Annotated in this window: 2 protein-coding genes; one reads left to right on the top strand and one right to left on the bottom strand. The window is 70.3% G+C overall.

The window, feature by feature from the left end; all coding sequences use genetic code 11:
- Nucleotides 1–161 (top strand): transposase (locus tag ABD353_RS30080; protein WP_344626873.1); only part of this gene is annotated, 161 nt, incomplete at its 5' end.
- 429 nt (nt 162–590) lie between these two features.
- Here the strand turns inward: ABD353_RS30080 and ABD353_RS30085 are convergent.
- Nucleotides 591–1004 carry a VOC family protein gene (locus ABD353_RS30085; protein ID WP_344626840.1) on the bottom strand — a complete coding sequence of 138 codons (414 nt, stop codon included), beginning with the start codon at nt 1002–1004 and terminating at the stop codon, nt 591–593.
- Between the last annotated feature and the right edge of the window lie 215 nt (nt 1005–1219).

Consider the following 1219-nt stretch of genomic DNA (forward strand, 5'->3'; position numbering starts at 1 on the left):
CGACCCGCCTCGGCCGGCACCGCTGGGTCATCGAGCGCACCGTCGCCTGGCTCGGCGGCTTCCGCAGACTCCACCGCCGCTATGAACGCAAAGCCGACCACTTCGCAGCCCTCGCCACCATCGCCGCCACCCTCATCTGCAACCGCAGAATCACCAAATGAGATGGTTTCTGAGAGAGGTGGGAGTGGGGCGGCAGGCTGCCGAGCGAGAGGCTGCGCCGCGTCCGCGGGAGCGATGTCCGCGGTCTGCTCCGCTTCGACAGCGACCTGGTGCACGCCCTCGATGCCGCGGGTCCCGAGGTCCAGCGTGCAGTGGCCTTGCTGGCCCCGCGGCGGGCATGCGAGACGGCGCGCCTGACCGATGTGTGGTGGGTCGCCAAGGGCTCAGAGGGCCGCATGGGCTCAGGTGGCTCGACGTGCGCGCGAAACCTCATGATCTTCTCTCAGCTGTCCTGTCGGTTCACCGCGGATCCGGCCCGCCCGGCGCGGCGCTGATCGTCGCTCCCGATTCCCGCGCCCGGGTCACAGCCGTCCGGGACGGCAGCGGCACGCGCCCTGCCGTCCCGAACGGCTGTGCGACGGAGATCGCGGCTACTCGGCGTAGGGCTGGTCGGTTCCCTGGGCGCTGTAGCCGAGGCTCCAGATGTAGCCGTCCGGGTCGGCGAAGGTGCCGCCGTAGCCGCCCCATGGCAGGGCGCCGGCGGGCTTGAGGATCGTGGCGCCGGCCTTCTCGGCCTCTGCCATGATCTCGTCGACCCGCGTCTGGCTGCGGACGACGTAGGTGAGAACCAGTCCGCTGAAGCCGCTGCCTTCCGAGCCGGTGCCAACCTGGTCGGCCAGGCCTTCGCGGCTGTAGAAGCCGACGGGCGAGGCGCCGTCCGACTCGAAGAACACCGAGATGCCGAAGTCGCTCTGGATCTTCCAGCCGAGTCCCTCGGTGTAGAACTGCTTGGCCCGGTCCATGTCCCGGACGCCGAGAAGGATCGAGCTGACGTGAGCCTTCATGTCTTTCTCCTTGTACATGGTGGTTACGTGGTGCCTGTGGGGCTGGTCGTGTGCCCGGCCGGGCATCGGGCACGGCCCGGAAGCCGCCCCGGCGGGTGTGTTCGCCGGTGAGACGGAGACCGGTCGCGAGCGTGGTGCTGTCCGGTCCTGCCGGAGGCCGAGGTCGTCGGCAACGGCAACGGCGGCCACCCGGCGGCCGCCGCCCACGTCCTGGC

Source organism: Kitasatospora arboriphila (genome assembly GCF_039528095.1).
GTDB classification, from domain to species: Bacteria; Actinomycetota; Actinomycetes; order Streptomycetales; family Streptomycetaceae; genus Kitasatospora; species Kitasatospora arboriphila.